Below are 15,362 nucleotides of genomic sequence, written 5' to 3' on the forward strand. Positions count from 1 at the left end.
CCCGACGCGCGACCGGAGGCCCCGCCCACGGCGGGGCCTCCTCGTGCTGCCGTGATGCGATTCCGCCTGTGGCTGCGCCGGATGCTGATGCCCGAGGCCTCGGGCCCGCAGCTCGTGGACGCGGCCCCCCGGGTTCCGGTCCGCACCATCTTCCGGCGCTTCTGGCCGGACGCGCGCCCGTACCGGAAGTGGATCGCGATCGGGATGGTCTTCGCGGTCGTCGTCCCCGCCATCGAGACCGCCGAGATCTGGCTGTTCAAGCTCGTCGTCGACGAGGTCCTCGTGCCGGGCGACCTCGGTCCCCTCGGCTGGATCGCCCTCGCGTACGTCAGCCTCACGCTGATCGGGGCGGTCATCAACTTCGGTGACAGCTACCTGGCCGCGTGGGTCGGGGAGCGCTTCGTGCTGAACCTGCGCACCCGCGTGTTCGCCCACATCCAGCGGCTCTCGGCGGGCGACGTCGACAAGCGGCGCGTCGGCGACCTGGTCAGCCGGATGAGCGGCGACGTCGCCGCCATCGAGACCGTCGCCCTCGCCGGCATCGCCGACCTGCTGTCGGCCGTCTTCCGGATCCTCTTCTTCGGCGGCGCCCTCCTCTACCTCGAGTGGAGCCTCGCCACCGTCGCGCTCGTCATCGCGCCGCTCTTCTGGCTGACGGCGCGCAGCTTCTCGCGCCTCACGAAGAACGCCGCCCGCGAGAAGCGGCGGCGCAGCGGCTCCCTGAGCGCCGTCACCGAGGAGAGCCTCGCGAACGCGTCGCTCGTGCAGGCGTACAACCGCCAGGACGCCGAGGTCGCGCGGTTCCGCCGCGAGGGCGAGGGGATCATGGAGGCCGAGCTGGCCTCGACCCGCATCAAGGCGCTGTTCACGCCCGTCATCGACATGCTCGAGCTGGCGGCCGCGCTGCTCGTGATCGGGCTCGGCACCTGGGCGGTCACGGAGGGGCGCCTCACGATCGGCGGCCTGCTGGTGTTCCTCGCCTACCTCACCCAGCTCCTCGGCCCCGTCCGCGACCTCAGCTCCCTCGCGAACTCGGTGTTCGCCGCGGCCGCCGGCGCCGAGCGGGTCATCGAGCTGCTCGACGAGGAGCCCCGGGTCGCCGACCGCCCCGGCGCCCACGTCCTGACGGGGGCCCGGGGCGTCGTCGAGATCGACGACGTCTCCTTCACCTACCCGGGGGCCGACGCGCCGGCCCTGCGGAACGTGTCGTTGAGAGCCGAGCCCGGCGAGACCGTCGCGCTCGTCGGGCCGAGCGGCGCCGGCAAGTCGACGCTCGCCCGCATGATCCTGCGCCTCCACGACCCCGACGCGGGCGTCGTGCGGCTCGACGGCCACGACGTGCGCGACGTGACCCTGGCCTCGTTGCGGGACTCCATGGCCGTCCTGATGCAGGAGACGCTGGTGCTGCAGGCCTCGGCGCGGGAGAACATCGCCGTCGGGCGGCCGGACGCCACCGACGACGAGATCGCCGCGGCGGCGCGGGCGGCGGGCGCCGACGGGTTCCTGCGCGCGCTGCCCGAGGGCTACGACACGATGCTCGACGCCCGCGGGCGCAACCTGTCGGGCGGCCAGCGCCAGCGGGTCGCGATCGCACGGGCCCTGGTGCGCGACGCCCCGCTGCTGATCCTCGACGAGCCCTCCACCGGGCTCGACGAGCTCACGCGGCGCCGCCTCGTGGAGCCGCTGCGCGAGCTGATGCGCGGCCGCACCTCGATCGTCATCTCCCACGACCTGCTGACGGTGCGCGACGCCGACCGGATCGTGGTCCTCGACGCCGGGCGGGTCGCCGAGGAGGGCACCCACAGCGAGCTGCTGGCCCGCGACGGCCTCTACGCCCGCCTCTTCCACGAGCGCGAGACCGCCGCCGACGCCGCCGGGGCGGTCCCGGCGTGAGCGCCCCCGGCCCGCCGCCCCTCGGCCCCGGCGCGGAGATCGCCCCCGGGTACCGCGTCATCGCGCACCTCAGCCGGGGGAGGACGCTCGACGTCTACGACGCGTGGAGCGACGTGCGGGCGACCCGCTGCATCGCGAAGGCGCTGCGCCCCGACCGGCGCGACGACCGCGCCGCCGCCCGGCGGCTCGTGACGGAGGGGCGCCTCATCCGCCGCCTCGCCCACCCCCACATCGTCCGCGGCTACGAGGTCGTGACGGAGCCCCGCATCGTGGTGGTGATGGAGACCCTGACCGGGGCGACCCTCGCCCACCTGATCGACGAGGCCGACCCGCGCCTGCCGGTCACCGACGTCGCCCACCTCGGCCTGCACCTCGCCGCGGCGATCCGCTACCTGCACGGCGCGGGCTGGCTCCACCTCGACCTGAAGCCGTCCAACGTCGTGGCGGAGGCCGGCCGCGCGAAGCTGATCGACATGAGCCTCGCCCGGCGGCCGGGGCGGTGCCCCGCCGGGGTCGGGACGTGGTGCTACATGGCGCCGGAGCAGGCCCGCGGCGGGATCGTCGGACCGGCGGCCGACGTCTGGGGGCTCGGGGCGGTCCTCTACGAGGCGACGACCGGGCAGGCGGCGTTCGACCCCGACCCGCCCCCGGGCTCCCCGCCGCCGCCGCCGTCGGCCTCGTCGGGCGACGACGACCGCCCCCGGACGTACCCCCAGCTCGACGGACCGCCGGCGCCGGTGCGCCGGCTGCGGCGCACGCCGCGCCCCCTCGTCGACCTGATCGACGCGTGCCTCGACCCCGACCCGTCGCGGCGCCCGGCCGTCGGGGCGGTCATCGGCGCCCTCGAGCCCCTCGCGGGCCTGCCCCCCGCGGAGCGCCGCTTCTCCTGATCCGCCCCCGCCGGCGCCGGGCGTGAGAACATCGCCGGCTCGGGACGAGCCGACCGGACGGGGCGACGGTGCACGAGGGCAGCAAGCGGGCCATCCTCGCCGCGTTCCTGGCCAACCTCGGGATCGCGATCGCCAAGTTCGCCGGCTTCCTCGTCACGGGGGCGTCGTCGATGCTCGCCGAGTCGATCCACTCGCTGGCCGACACCGCCAACCAGGGGCTCCTGTTCCTCGGCGGCCGCCAGGCGGCCCGCCCCGCCACCCCCGAGCACCCGTTCGGGTTCGGGCGCGACCGCTACTTCTGGTCGTTCGTCGTCGCCCTCGTGCTGTTCTCCGTCGGCGGGATCTTCGCGATGTACGAGGGCGTCGAGAAGATCCGCCACCCCCACGAGATCGACTCCCCGATCGTGGCGTTCGTGATCCTCGGCGTCGCCGTCGTCCTGGAGTCGTTCTCGCTGCGCACCGCGGCGCGGGAGTCGAACCACGTCCGCGGGGGGCTCGGCTGGGTCGCGTTCGTGCGACGCTCCAAGTCGCCGGAGCTGCCGGTGGTGCTCCTCGAGGACCTCGGCGCGCTCCTCGGGCTGATGTTCGCCCTCGGCGGCCTGACGCTGGCGGTCACGACCGACGAGCCGCGGTGGGACGGGTCGGCACCCTCGCCATCGGCGTCCTGCTCGTCACGATCGCCGTGATCCTGGTGATCGAGATGAAGAGCCTGCTGATCGGCGAGTCGGCGACCCCCGAGCTGCAGCGGCGGATCGCCGCGGAGATCGCCGCGGGCGACGACGTCCGGCGCCTCATCCACATGCGGACCCTGCACCTCGGCCCCGACGAGCTGCTGGTGGCCGCGAAGATCGAGCTGGGCCCGTCGCTGTCGGCCGCCGGGATCGCGGCGGCGATCAACGCCACCGAGGCGCGCATCCGCGCGGCGGTGCCGATCGCCCGCGTCATCTACCTGGAGCCCGACCTCTTCGCCGAGGCCGGGCCCCCCGCACCCCCCGCCGCCGGCTAGGCCTCGGCGCGGGCCTCCTCGAGCGCCTCCTGCGGCCGGCGGTCCCGGTCGAGGAACACGAGCGTCGCGATCAGGCCGATGACGGCCATCAGGGCGCCCACCGCGAAGGCGTACTGGAAGCCCTCGGTGAGGGCCCCGGCACGGCCGACTGCGCGCCGCCCGCGTCCTCGATCAGCGACTCGGTGTGGGTCGTCGCGATCGTGGAGAGGATCGCGATGCCGAGCGCGCCACCCACCTGCTGCGACGTGTTGATCAGCCCGGACGCGATCCCCGCCTCGTGGGGGCGGACCCCCTGGAGGGCGGCGATCGAGACGGGCACGAACGAGAAGCCGAGGCCGATGCCGGCGAGCACGAAGCCCGGCACGAGGTCGACGAGGTACCCGCCCTGCACGTCGATCTGGGTGAACCAGAGCAGGCCGAGCGTCAGCAGCGACATGCCGATCGTGAGGATCGTCTTGACCCCGAAGCGGGTCACGAGCGCCTGCGACGCGGCCGCCGCGAAGATGATCACGACCGCGACGAGCAGGTACGCGAAGCCCGACTTCAGCGCCGAGTAGCCGAGGACCTGCTGCATGTAGAGCGACAGGAAGAAGAACATCGAGAAGATCGCGGCCCCGAGCAGCAGGCCCACGATGTTCGCGCCGGTGAGGCTCCTCAGCTTGAAGATGCCGAGCGGCATCAGCGGCGCCGTCGCGCGCAGCTCGATCACGACGAACGCGACGAGCAGGGCCGCGGAGACGGCGAACAGGCCGATCGTCTCCGCCGACGCCCATCCCGCGCTGTCGGTGTTGACGAGCGCGTAGACGAGCAGCGCGAGCCCGGCGGTGACCGACACGGCGCCCGCCACGTCGAAGTTCCGGGTCTCGGCCTCGGCGTGGCTCTCGTCGATGAAGCGCGGCACCAGCGCCAGGACGGCGAGGCCGACGGGAACGTTGACGAAGAAGATCCACTCCCAGCCGAGCGTGTCGGTGAGGATGCCGCCGACGAGCACGCCGGCCGCCCCGCCGATGCCGGCGATGGCGCCCCAGATCCCGAGCGCCTTGTTGCGCTCCGCGCCCTCCTGGAAGGTCGTCACCAGGATCGAGAGGGCCGCCGGGGAGATGACGGCGGCGCCGATGCCCTGCACCGCACGGGCGGCGATCAGGAACGTGTCGCTCGTGGCGAAGCCGCAGGCGAGCGACGCGACCGAGAAGACCACGAGGCCGACCATGAAGACGCGGCGGCGGCCGAGCAGGTCGGCCATGCGCCCCCCGAGCAGCAGCAGGCCCCCGAAGGTGAGGGTGTAGGCGCTGACCACCCACTGCAGGTTCTCCTGCGAGAAGTCGAGGGCGGTCTGGATCGACGGGAGGGCGACGTTCACGATCGCCACGTCCAGGACCACCAGGAACTGGGTCGCGCACAGGAGGACGAGCGCGATCCACTTGCGGGTGCTCTGCGAGCCCATTTCCAGCCTTCCGAGGGGCGTTGCTGGACGTGCGCTACGCTGGCGTAGCGGACCTGCGAGGGGCGCTACGATACGCTCGCGTAGCGGAGTGCGCAAGCCCCTCGGAGAGACCGGCGGGCGGCGATCGGAGGGGGTCGGGATGCGAACGGATCCGCGGGTGGCGCGATCGAGAGCGTCGATCCTGGACGCCTGCGCCGAGGTGCTCGCCGAGGAGGGTTTCTCGGGCGTCACCATCGAGGCCGTCGCGGCCCGGTCGGGGGCGGCGAAGACGACGATCTACCGCCACTGGGACAGCCGCGAGGCCCTCATGATCGAGGCGTTCGGCGCCTGCTCGGGCCCCCCGGGGCCCCCGCCGGCGACGGGGTCGGTCCGCGAGGACGTCCGCGCGGTGCTCACCGGCCTCGCCGCGAAGCTCAACGAGAGCGACTGGCGGGCGACGATGTGCTCGCTGCTCGACGCCGCCAGCCGCGACGAGGGCCTCGCGCGCCTGCACGTCGCCACCGTCGCGGAGCGCCGCCGCCCCCTCACCGACGCCCTGGAGCGGGGGATCGCGTCGGGTGAGCTGCCGGCCGACCTCGACGTCGAGCAGGCCGTGGCGATGATCGCCGGCCCCCTCTTCTACCGGGCGATGGTGTCCCGGGAGCCGCTCGACGCGGAGTTCATCGACGCCGTCGTCACCGGCACCCTCCCGGCCCCCCGCGCGGCGGGGGACCGGGGGACGTCCTCCCCGGACGGGGGCTAGGCGCCGAAGCGGTCGCCCGGCGAGAGGTCGGGCACGTCCACGCCCGCCCCGACCAGTTCCCGCACGGCGGCGGGGGTGCCCACCAGCGCGGGGAACGTGCCGAAGTGGCCGCACAGCACCTGCGTCGCGCCCAGCAGGCGGATCGCGTGCGCCGCCCCGACGGGACCCATGGTGTAGAAGTCGCCGACCGGCAGGACGCTGACGTGCGGCGAGAAGCGCTCCGCGATCAGGGTCATGTCGGCGAAGACGTCGGTGTCGCCCGCCTGGTAGACGACGAGGCCGTCCGGGAACTCGAGCACGAACCCGGCCGCGACGCCGCCGTAGACCATCGATCCGTCGTCGTCGGTGATGCCGGCGCTGTGGGCGGCCGTCACCATCGTGGCCTTCACCCCGGCGACCTCGACGGTGCCGCCGATGTTGAAGCCGGTCACCTCGGCCCCCTTCGCCCCGAGGTACGCGGCGACCTCGAACTGCGCGAAGGCGGCGGCCCCGCTGCCCTGGATGCAGCGCAGGGCCTCGGTGCCGCCCTGGCCGATGTGGTCGAAGTGGCCGTGCGTGATGAGGATGCCGTCGAGGCCGAGGGCCGCCGGGTCCTTGTACTCGTCCGGCGTCGACGGGTTCCCCTCGAGCCAGCAGTCGATGAGGATCTTCTTCCCCTCGGAGCTCTGCCACAGCCAGGTGCCGTGACCGAGCCAGGTCACCGTGTTGCCTCGCAGGTCCATCGTGTCCCCCTTGTCGCGGTGGCCACGAACCTATCCCAGCGCCCGCCGCGGGGCCTGCCCCCGCGGCCCGGCGCCGCCCCCCGTGGGAGGATCGGCCCCGTGACCTGGATCGTCGCACCGTCGTCGTCGTCGTGGTGCTCGCGCTCTGCGGGTGGGCGAGCCGGGGTCGCGGCGCGTCCGATGCGGAGCGGTCCTCGTGGTGGGCGCGCGGGGCGGCGGGGGCGGCCTCTGACGGCGTCGGGCTAACGCCCCGTGGTGACCTGCGCGTCCACCCGGAGGCGCGCCGGCAACTCACCCGCCGCGAACAGCGCCACGGTCCGCGCGCGGATCTCCTCGGGGACGGCGAACACGACGGAGCGCGCCCCTGTCAGAGGGCGGTCCGGGTAGAGGGTGCCGGTGAGCTCGGGGGTCCGACGCGCCCCGCCCTCGACCAGCAGCACCAACTCCGGACCGGGCCGTCGGTGACCCGCGCGCCCGACCCGGCGTGGCAGCGGGCGGGTCAGCACCGCCCGGACACCGCCGACGGCGGGCTCGAGGCGGGCGATGTCCGCGCGCCTGACCGCCGGGCCGTCGCCGATCGCCATCCATCCGCCCTCGGGCCTGGCGACGACGGCCCCGCCGACCTGGTCGAGGGACCCGCGAACGAGCAGTACACCCGGCGGCAGGGCCAGCACCTCACGAGGCCGCCCCGGTCCCGCATCGGCCTCGGCCTCGCGACGGGTCGGCGCCGGTCCTCCGAGAAGGGCCCCGGTGAGGGGATCGACCACGTGGAACGTCGCCCCGGGGAGCCCTTCCCCGTTCGTGCTGGACGAGCGGAGCATCGCACGCGGGGTGGCGAAGCCTCCCGCCACCGACACCGTCGTGAGGTTCACCACGGACAGCCGCGCCGGGTCGAGCAGCGTGTCCAGCGCGCCCTCCGCAGCGGACTCGGGCACCCACACCTGCACGGTGCCCCCTGCGCCCGGCACGGCCTCGAGGCCGCTGACGCCGAGCGCCGCGGCACGGGCCCGGACGACCGCCACCGACCGCTCCGCAGCCTGCGCGGCGGTCAGGCCGGGATGGACCGGTTCCACCGTCAGCCGAAGGGCCGTACCCGGGTCGGGCCGCCCCGCGAACCGCAGACCGGCCGGTTCCTCGGCACCCTTGGGCCCCGCCACCAGCAGCACGGCGACCAGGCCGACCGCGGCGACGAGGCCGAGGACACCGAGCGCCGGCCGGAGCAGGCCCCAGCCGCCCCAACGCCTCGAGCGGCCCGTTGCCCGCTCCTCGAGCACGACACGACGCGCCGCCAGGCGACGCGCCTCCGCCGACGCGGGTGGGGACGGCCGGGCGTCCCTCAGTCGGCGCTCAAGCGCGTCCGGCATCGGGCACCTCCAGCTCGGCCCGCAGGTCGCCCAGCGCGCGGGCGAGACGGGAGTTGACGGTCCCCAGACGCACCTGGAGCACCTCGGCGATCTCGGGCGGCGACATGTCCAGCCAGTAGCGCAGCACCACCACGGTCCGCCGCTCCGGCGAGAGGGCGCGCACGCCGTCGCGCAGCGCGGCGTCGGGCATCTCCACCTCGTCCCAGAGGCCGGCGTCGGCGACGTGGTCGAGGGACACGAGGCGGCGGTCGCCCCGCATCAGGGTGAGGGTGCGGTTGACGGCGATGCGCCGCAGCCACGCCGCGAGGTCGGGGCCGCGAAACTGCCCGAGGCGGCGCATCGCGGTGACCAGGGGGTCCTGGGCGGCGTCCTCCGCCAGCTCCCGCCGGCCGCAGACGGCATACGCGACGCGGAGGCACCCGTCCCAGTGGCGGTCGAAGATCTCGGTGGCGGCGTCACCCGACCCCGCCAGCGCGCTCCGGACCAGCTCCTCGTCGGTCACGTCGTCACCATCTCGCGGACATGACTCCGCACGGCCTCCACATCGTCCCGGCGCCGGAGCCCGGGTCGCGACGTCACCGCTCGTCCGGCAGGCCCCCCTCGACCAGCACGCGCTCCAGTGCCGCCACCGCCGCCGGCCAGAACTGCCCGCCGGAGCACCGGCGGCACTCCGCGATGGCGTCCTCGCGGGACAGCGGCACGCCGTAGGGGCGCGCCGAGGTCATGACGTCCCAGGCGTCGGCGAGGGTGAGGATGCGGGCGCCGACGGGGATCCCCTCCCCCGCCAGGCCGTCGGGGTAGCCGGCGCCGTCCCAGCGCTCGTGGTGTCCCCGCACCCACGCCACCTGGGCGTTCGACAGCACGTCCGCGACGATCTCGGCGCCGAGGGCCGCGTGGGCGCGGACCCGCTGGAACTCCTCCTCCGTGAGGCGGTCCGGCTTGAAGAGGATCGCGTCGGGGACGGCGATCTTGCCGACGTCGTGGACCAGGCCGGCGTCGCGCAGGGCGGAGGCGTCGTCCGGCGACCACCCGAGGGCGGTCGCGAGGACCTTCGCGACCTCCGAGACGCGCTCGGAGTGCTGGCGGGTGGAGGGGTCCTTCGCGTCCACCGCGCGGGCGAGGACCCGGATGCTCTGGAGCGCCTGGAGCCGCGTGAGGCGCTCCGCGTGCTCGGCGTCGGACAGCACCTCCACCACCTCGGGCGAGTAGAGGAACGCGACGTCGCGGCCGTGCTGCTTCGCCCAGTAGAGGGCGCCGTCGGCGAGCCGGAAGAGCTCGCTGTGCTGGGGCGCCTGGTCGAGGTCGCAGACCCCCGCCGAGATCGTGAGCTGCCCGACGCCCGTGAACGGCTCCGCCGAGATCGCCTCGCGGGCGCGGTCCGCGGCCCGCCACGCCTCCATGCCGCCGGTCTCCGGCATCAGCCACGCGAACTCGTCGCCGCCGACGCGGGCCATCAGGTCGCCGGCGCGGGCGAGCGCCCCCAGGCGCCGCGCCGCCTCGCGGATGACGGCGTCCCCCATCTGGTGGCCGAGGTCGTCGTTGACGCGCTTGAAGTGGTCGAGGTCGAGCAGCACGAGCGAGAACCGCCGCCCGTGTCGCGCGGCGCGGACGACCTCCTGGGCGAGGCGCTCCTGGAAGGTGCGGTGGTTCGCGAGGCCCGTCAGGTGGTCGGTCGCCGCCAGGTCGGCGAGGCGCGCGCGGGCCTCGGCGTTGCTGACCGCGATGCCGACGAGCTCCGCGAAGCGGCCGAGGCGCTCCGCGGCGTCGGGGGCGGCGCGCTCGTGGGCGATGCCGGTCACGCCGATCGCCCCCCACAGCCGCTCCCCGGCCCGCACGGGGGCGGCGACGGCGACGTCGTGGTGGGCGCCCTCCCCGGACCGGGTGTCGATGCGCGCCGCCCGGGCGGTCCGGGCGACGAGCGCGGCGAGCCCCTCGCCGTCGAGCGACTCCCCGTCGCCGAAGGCGGGCGGGGCCCCCGCGACCGACCAGGCGCCGACGGCGGAGGCCGTCCGGTTGTCCTCGAAGCGCACGAGCCCGCCGCCGGACGCGCCGATCAGCCGCACCGCCTCCTCGCACACGAGGTCGAACACCGACTGGGGGTCGTCCTCGAGGGCGACGGCCGTCGCGACCCGCCGCAGCGCGCCCTGCTCGTGGGCGAGGCGGCGGTTCTCGGCCTCCCGCCCGCGCAGCTCGACCTCGGCGGCGTGACGGGCGGTGATGTCGAGGACGACCGCGGCGATCACCGGCGGCGACTCCGATCCGACGAGCTGCATGCGCACCTCGACGGGGTAGGTAGTGCCGTCGCGGCGGCGGTGGACGGTCTCGAACTGGACCCGCTCGACGTCGCCGGTGCGGAGCGGCTCGACGATCGCGGCGAACGCGTCGGGGTCGAGCTCCGGCAGCAGGTCGAGCGGCGTCATCCGGTGGAGGTCGGCCATCGGGTAGCCGGTGTTGGTCACGGCGGCGCGGTTGACCTGCACCAGCCGCAGGGTGCGCGAGTCGAAGACGTGGACCTCGTCGCGGGACTGCTCGAGGATGCGCCCGAGGCGGCTGACGAGCTCCTCCCGCTGGCGTCGGCCGGCGATGTCGGAGAACGTCGCGACGACGGCGGCGACCCCGCCGTCGTCGGCCGGGACCGGCTCGGCGTTGACGGCGATCCAGCGGACCTCGCCCTCGGGGGTGCGGATGCCCATGACGACGTCGTTCTGGGGCCGCCCCGTCAGGGCGGCGAGCGTCGACGGGTTCTCGTGGGGCGGGATCGCCGAGCCGTCCTCGCGGACGGCGTCCCAGTGGGCCCAGTCGCGCCCGACGATCTCGTCCGACGCGACGCGCAGGATCCGCTCGGCGCTGGGGTTGCACGACACGATCCGCCCGTCGGGGCCGTGGACGACGACGCCCTCGTGGACGGCGGCGACGACCGCCCGGTAGCTCTCGTCCCCGAGCGGCAGGCCCGGCGCGGACGGGACGCGCCCCAGCACCACCACGTTCCCGCCGCCGTCGGGGCCGTCGCCGAGCGCGACGGAGCGCACCACGGCGGGGATGGTGGTCCCGTCGCGGCGCACCAGGACCGCGGGCGCCTCGCGCGCCCCGGCCGCCGGGAAGCGCCGCGGCGCCGCGGGGAGCATGCCGTCGACCCACCAGGGGTGCGGCGGCGCCCGCCCGATGATCTCGTCGCGGGGGTAGCCGAGCATCTCGCACACGGCCTCACTGGCGTCCACCACGACCCCGTCCGCGTCGAGCACCAGCACGCCGTCGGGGATGGCCTCGAAGAGCGCCCGGGCCAGCGCCCCGGCGGGCAGGTCCGTCAGTCGCCGCAGTGGCATCCCGGGCACATTAGGGCGAGCCTCGGCCGTCCACCACCGCGGATCCTCAGGTTCTGGGGGTTTCCGGGCCGTCGGGGTCGGAGGCGTCCGCCAGATCGGCCGCCTCGGAGAGCAGCGTCGCGACCGCGCGGGCCTGCGCGGGGGTCAGCCGGGCGTAGACGGGGCGCAGCCCCTCGCTGAAGAGGAGGTCGACGTGGGGGCGGTTGCGGAACACCGGGCCCGCCACCACGGCCTGCACCACGGCCCGGGCGCCCTTCCCGTCGCCGTAGCGCACCGACTGCGGGTCGTCGGTCAGGGTCGTGGACCCCTCCGACAGCACCCGCGTGTCGTCGTCGTGCCGGCCCAGGCCGTCCTCCCAGATCGACCCGATCCCCTCCGTGCCCTGCGTCACCCCGGTCCCCTTCTCCGTCGACGCGCCAACACTACGCGGGGAGGTCGTCCGGCAGCAGGGAGAAGAGCGCCATGTCGGTCCGCTCGGGGCTCCGGTACCAGGCGCGCCGCAGCGTCCCCTCGCGGACGTAGCCGCAGCGCTCGGCGGCGCGGATCGACGCGGTGTTGTCGAGCGCCGCCTGCAGGTCGAGGCGCTGCAGGCCCCCCTGCGTCAGCGCCCACCGGGACATGAGGGCGAGCGACCGTCCCGCGAGGCCCCTCCCCCGCGCCTCCGGGGCGACCCAGTAGCCGATCTCACCGCGGAGGTCGTCGTGGCGGTCCATCGCGATGCCGACGACGCCGAGCAGCAGGTCCTCGCCGACGACGGTGATCGCCAGGTCGATCGTCTCGCCCAGCAGGCGCCGCCCCGCCGCTCCGGAGATGAACGCCCGCCCGTCCTCGTGCGTGTACGGCGACGGGATGCGGGTGTACGCCTGGGTCAGCGGGTCGCTGCACCCCGCGACGATCGCCCGGAGGTCGTCGGAGCGGAACGGGCGCAGGCGCACGAGGTCGTCCGCGAGGGGGGGATCGGGCAGGGAGAGCACCCCGCGACCCCGTCGTCAGGCGCGGATCGTCACCGGCGTGCCCGGCCCGATGACCCGCGCGAGGCGCACGACGTCACGGTTGAGCATCCGGATGCAGCCGTTGCTGGCCGCGGTGCCGATCAGGGCGGGCAGATTGGTGCCGTGGATCGCGACGCGCCCGTTGCCGCCCGCGAACTCGTTGAGCTTCTCCGAGAAGCCGGTGATCGGCAGGACGTAGGGGCCGAGGAAGGCGTCCGGCAGGTTCGTCCGGATCGTCTCGGCGATCGCGAACGACCCCCGCGGCGTCGGTGTGGCGGCCTTGCCGACGGCGATGGGCGCGCTGAACGCGCGACGCCCGCCGCGGAGCACCGTCAGGCGCCGGTCGCCCAGGTCGATCGTGATCCGCATCGGCGTGGTCCGCAGGTCGAGCACGTCGGCGGGCACCCACCCGCGGCTGCCGTTGGGCCGGCGCGGCAGCAGCACCTCGACCCACCGGCGGCCGTCGACGAGCGTCGTCCGCGTGACCATGAGCTGGGTCGGGCCGTTCGCGAACGGGGCGATCGGCGAGAGCTTGAAGGCGGCGGCGGCCCCGGCCCGGGGCGCCCGGCGCGCCATCACCGGGGCGATCAGCCGGCCCGTCCAGGTCGTCGCCTTCGTCGGCGGCGCGGGGACGGGACCCGCGGCGGCCTCGGGGGTGGCGGGAGGGGGCGTGCCCTGGGCGACGGCCCCCGCCGCGGGCACGAGGCCGGCGGCGGCGATCGCCGCCGCCAGCGCGAGGTGGCGGATGCTCACGGCGCCGAGGCTAGCGGCGCGGGCGGCGCATGCCCAGGATGAGGGGCACCTCGCCGACCACCACCACCGAGCGCAACGCGACGGCGTCGCGGTCCAGGGCCTGGCGGCCCCGCAGGGACGCCGTCCGCACCGGGCCGTCGAGGGCGATGCCGCGCGTGAGCCTCAGCGCCCCGCGCGGCCCGAGCTCGCGCATCAGGTCCCGCTGCTCCGGCAGGTCCAGACGGCCGACGAGCGAGCCGACGACCACGAGGCCGGCCGCCTCGACCTCCGAGCGCCACGCCGCCTCGGTGGCGACGGCGAGGCCGGTCGCGGCGACGCGCGCCAGGGCCTCCGGGTCGGCGTCGGGGGCCGGTGCCAGCTCGTGGAGCACGACGCGGCCGCCGGGGCGCAGCAGGCGGCCCGCCTCGCGCAGCACGGCGGCGCGGCCGCCGTCGTCGAGCGTGGTGAGCAGCGCGTCGCAGAACACCAGCGACGCCTCGCCGTCCGGCAGGCCGGTCGCGTCGACGGGGGCCGTGACGACGTCGCGGCCGGGGCCGCCGACCGCGCGGGTCAGGTGGGCCGCCGCGAGCGGGTCCGGCTCGACGCCCGTCCAGGTGCGGGGGCGGGCGGCCAGGATCGCCCGGGACGTGAGCCCGAGCCCGGGCGCCAGCTCGACGACGCGGTCGCCCTCGCCGATGCCGGCCCCCTCCAGGGCGCGGCGCACCATCGCCTCCCCACCGGGGCGGACGACCCCGGTCACGACACGGCGGGCGAGCGACCACGGCGCTGCCACGCGCTCCTGCGGGACCTGCGTGGTCATGGGCCTCCTCGACGCGTCACGGACCCGGGTATCGAAGCAGCCGGAGGGGGTGAATCCAAGGCGGCTACGGGCGGAGCGTGACGGCGCGCACGCCGCCGCGGGGCCCGGCCTCGACCCACACGGCGAGGCCGCCGCCGGCCGCGTCGCCCGCCACCACGGGCGCGCCGGTCATGCGCCCCGGCGACACGGGCGCGAGACGCCACGCCAGCGCGCCGGGGGCGAGCGCCGCGGCGCCCCCTCCGCCCGTCGAGGCGCCGTCGTCGCGGCGCCAGGCGACCAGGGCGACGCCGGCGCCGTCGACCGCGGTCGCGGACGCGAGCAGGGTGCAGGCGCAGACGCGCCGCGGCACGACGGTGGTCGCGCGCCAGGGGCCGCGGCCGCCGCGTCGGGTCGCCGCCTCGATGCCCTGGGGCGCCCCCGTCTCGTCGAGGCTCCACGCCACGACGCCGTCGCCGCGGTCGTTGAGGGCCGCCACCGGCCGCAGGCCGATGCCGACGTCCTCCGATGCGGCCCAGCCGCCGGTGCCGCGCGCCCGGCCCGCGGCGAGCACGACCGACGAGCCCCCGGGGAGGGCGGCGCTCCAGGCGCCGAGGGCGACCCCGCCGGAGCTCATCGCCGCGGTCGGCGCGCCGACGTCGCGCGAGAGCTCGGAGGGCCGCTCGAACGCGCCCGCGACGGTGCGCGCGGCCCGGGTGCCGTCGTCGTCGGTCCAGGCGACCATCGCGCCGGACCGCGCGAGGGCCAGCGACGGCGGCTGGGGGCCCGGCGTCGAGATCCGCGCCGGCCGCACCGTCCACCCCGCGCTCGCGGAGGCCCGCGCCGCGACGCGCACGACGAAGCCCGAGCCGGACGTCTCGCTCCACATCGCCGAGGGGCGCCCGACCACGTCGATCGCGGCGCGCAGGCCCTGCACGGCGCCGCCGGCGTCGGTGACGGTCCCGACGACCCAGTCGCCGTCCGCGCCGCGCCGCACCGCCGCGACGAGCCGACGCCCCGCGACCCACACCACCACGGCGTCGCCGCGGGCGTTCAGCGCGGCCCGCGGGGCGTCGGCCCCCGGTGGCGAGAGGGCGACGGCGCGGCTCCACCGCGAGGTCCGGGTCGCCCGCACCGCGACGTGGACCCGGGCGCGTCCCCGCGTCGCCGCCGGGGCGCGCACCCACGTGGCCACGGCGCGGCCCGACTCGGAGGCCGCGTGCGGCACGGCGTAGGACGCCCCGTCACGCGGGGTGAGCACCGCGGGGGGCGACCACGTCGCCGCCGACGCGGTGACCGGGGCGAGCGCGGCCAACGCCGACCCGGTGAGAGCGAGAGCCCGCAGCCGCATCCGGCCGACGGTACCACGCACCCCGTGCGCCCCCCGCCCCGCCCGGGCGGGGCCCCTCGACGCGTGGACCCACGGGGCGCCGGGTGGTCCCGGTACCGGCGGGGGCC

Annotated in this window: 13 protein-coding genes and 1 pseudogene; 4 read left to right on the top strand and 10 right to left on the bottom strand. The window is 76.0% G+C overall.

Annotation, left to right across the window (positions count from 1 at the left end):
* Positions 1-54: 54 nt before the first annotated feature.
* The 3 genes and pseudogenes from IU369_RS10750 (at position 55) to IU369_RS10760 (ending at position 3,789) form a co-directional block, all read left to right on the top strand.
* Positions 55-1,893 (top strand): ABC transporter ATP-binding protein, encoded by a 1,839-nt coding sequence (locus IU369_RS10750; RefSeq protein ID WP_246551494.1) that lies wholly within the window; start codon positions 55-57, stop codon positions 1,891-1,893.
* Positions 1,890-2,783, top strand: coding sequence for a serine/threonine-protein kinase (locus IU369_RS10755; protein WP_217920979.1), 894 nt, complete (start codon positions 1,890-1,892; stop codon positions 2,781-2,783). Before IU369_RS10750 ends, IU369_RS10755 begins: the two co-directional genes overlap by 4 nt.
* Positions 2,784-2,851: 68 nt before the next feature.
* A pseudogene (locus tag IU369_RS10760) lies at positions 2,852-3,789 on the top strand (cation diffusion facilitator family transporter).
* A gap of 88 nt (positions 3,790-3,877) precedes the next feature.
* Here the strand turns inward: IU369_RS10760 and IU369_RS10770 are convergent.
* Positions 3,878-5,233, bottom strand: coding sequence for an MFS transporter (locus IU369_RS10770; RefSeq protein WP_217920982.1), 1,356 nt, complete (start codon positions 5,231-5,233; stop codon positions 3,878-3,880).
* A gap of 157 nt (positions 5,234-5,390) precedes the next feature.
* On the opposite strand from IU369_RS10770, the gene IU369_RS10775 reads away from it, so the two are divergent.
* Positions 5,391-5,975: a TetR/AcrR family transcriptional regulator gene (locus tag IU369_RS10775; RefSeq protein ID WP_217920983.1), complete on the top strand. Its 585-nt coding sequence runs from the start codon at positions 5,391-5,393 to the stop codon at positions 5,973-5,975.
* Here the strand turns inward: IU369_RS10775 and IU369_RS10780 are convergent.
* From IU369_RS10780 to IU369_RS10820, 9 genes are all read right to left on the bottom strand, one after another.
* Positions 5,972-6,697, bottom strand: coding sequence for a metal-dependent hydrolase (locus IU369_RS10780; protein WP_217920984.1), 726 nt, complete (start codon positions 6,695-6,697; stop codon positions 5,972-5,974). The two genes, IU369_RS10775 and IU369_RS10780, sit on opposite strands and share 4 nt — an antisense overlap.
* A 242-nt stretch (positions 6,698-6,939) precedes the next feature.
* The gene (locus IU369_RS10785; protein ID WP_217920985.1) at positions 6,940-8,061 is read right to left on the bottom strand and encodes a hypothetical protein; all 1,122 of its coding nucleotides are present in this window, start codon (positions 8,059-8,061) and stop codon (positions 6,940-6,942) included.
* Positions 8,045-8,563, bottom strand: coding sequence for an RNA polymerase sigma factor (locus IU369_RS10790; RefSeq protein WP_217920986.1), 519 nt, complete (start codon positions 8,561-8,563; stop codon positions 8,045-8,047). The genes IU369_RS10785 and IU369_RS10790 overlap by 17 nt, the downstream gene beginning before the upstream one ends.
* A 73-nt stretch (positions 8,564-8,636) precedes the next feature.
* The gene (locus IU369_RS10795) at positions 8,637-11,384 is read right to left on the bottom strand and encodes a diguanylate cyclase (protein WP_217920987.1); all 2,748 of its coding nucleotides are present in this window, start codon (positions 11,382-11,384) and stop codon (positions 8,637-8,639) included.
* Positions 11,385-11,430: 46 nt separating this feature from the next.
* Positions 11,431-11,775 (bottom strand): hypothetical protein, encoded by a 345-nt coding sequence (locus IU369_RS10800; protein ID WP_217920988.1) that lies wholly within the window; start codon positions 11,773-11,775, stop codon positions 11,431-11,433.
* Between the two features lie 31 nt (positions 11,776-11,806).
* Positions 11,807-12,358 (bottom strand): GNAT family N-acetyltransferase, encoded by a 552-nt coding sequence (locus tag IU369_RS10805; RefSeq protein WP_217920989.1) that lies wholly within the window; start codon positions 12,356-12,358, stop codon positions 11,807-11,809.
* A gap of 15 nt (positions 12,359-12,373) precedes the next feature.
* Positions 12,374-13,129, bottom strand: a complete 756-nt coding sequence (locus tag IU369_RS10810) for a L,D-transpeptidase (RefSeq protein WP_217920990.1) — start codon at positions 13,127-13,129, stop codon at positions 12,374-12,376.
* Positions 13,130-13,139: 10 nt separating this feature from the next.
* Positions 13,140-13,928 carry a class I SAM-dependent methyltransferase gene (locus tag IU369_RS10815; protein WP_217920991.1) on the bottom strand — a complete coding sequence of 263 codons (789 nt, stop codon included), beginning with the start codon at positions 13,926-13,928 and terminating at the stop codon, positions 13,140-13,142.
* 64 nt (positions 13,929-13,992) lie between these two features.
* Positions 13,993-15,255 (bottom strand): hypothetical protein, encoded by a 1,263-nt coding sequence (locus IU369_RS10820; RefSeq protein WP_217920992.1) that lies wholly within the window; start codon positions 15,253-15,255, stop codon positions 13,993-13,995.
* Positions 15,256-15,362: the final 107 nt, after the last annotated feature.

It is taken from the genome of Miltoncostaea oceani, assembly GCF_018141545.1.
GTDB lineage: Bacteria > Actinomycetota > Thermoleophilia > Miltoncostaeales > Miltoncostaeaceae > Miltoncostaea > Miltoncostaea oceani.

Coding starts and splice junctions, on each gene's coding strand:
- IU369_RS10750 (WP_246551494.1), top strand. CDS start 55: ATGCGATTCCGCCTGTGGCTGCGCCGGATGCTGATGCCCGAGGCCTCG.
- IU369_RS10770 (WP_217920982.1), bottom strand. CDS start 5,233: ATGGGCTCGCAGAGCACCCGCAAGTGGATCGCGCTCGTCCTCCTGTGC.
- IU369_RS10780 (WP_217920984.1), bottom strand. CDS start 6,697: ATGGACCTGCGAGGCAACACGGTGACCTGGCTCGGTCACGGCACCTGG.
- IU369_RS10785 (WP_217920985.1), bottom strand. CDS start 8,061: ATGCCGGACGCGCTTGAGCGCCGACTGAGGGACGCCCGGCCGTCCCCA.
- IU369_RS10795 (WP_217920987.1), bottom strand. CDS start 11,384: ATGCCACTGCGGCGACTGACGGACCTGCCCGCCGGGGCGCTGGCCCGG.
- IU369_RS10815 (WP_217920991.1), bottom strand. CDS start 13,928: ATGACCACGCAGGTCCCGCAGGAGCGCGTGGCAGCGCCGTGGTCGCTC.
- IU369_RS10820 (WP_217920992.1), bottom strand. CDS start 15,255: ATGCGGCTGCGGGCTCTCGCTCTCACCGGGTCGGCGTTGGCCGCGCTC.